The following is a 351-nucleotide window of genomic DNA, read 5'->3' on the forward strand; positions in this document are numbered from 1 at the left end:
CTCTTACGCTCGCGCTCGCCGATGGCCGGCTTGCTGTGGATGCCGTCGAGCCGCGCACGGATCTGGTTGGCTTGGCTCCGCGCCCAGGCCGAGCGCTTGGCCGGCGCGGTCATGCCTGGCCGTTCCCGCCGCGGCTGAACGCGGTGCGCATGCGCTGCGTCCAGACGTACAGCGGCCAGCACCAGCTCGCGCGGAACCGCTCGTTCTCGCTGCTGACCTCGATCAGCTTCTGCAGGTTGCTGCCCAGGTTGGCGCGCAGCACGTCCTTGGTCGGCTGCTTCATGCGGCGCGGCTGCGGCGCGGGCTGGTCGGAAATCAGGTCTTCGCTCATCGGGGCCTCAGTGGTGCGTA

1 protein-coding gene is annotated in these 351 nt (G+C 69.8%); it reads right to left on the reverse strand.

The window, feature by feature from the left end:
* Positions 1–109: 109 nt before the first annotated feature.
* Positions 110–351 (reverse strand): hypothetical protein (locus tag J7396_RS21900; RefSeq protein WP_209262132.1); only part of this gene is annotated, 242 nt, incomplete at its 5' end.

The sequence above is a fragment of the Xanthomonas sp. A1809 genome (assembly GCF_017746015.1).
GTDB lineage: Bacteria > Pseudomonadota > Gammaproteobacteria > Xanthomonadales > Xanthomonadaceae > Xanthomonas > Xanthomonas euvesicatoria.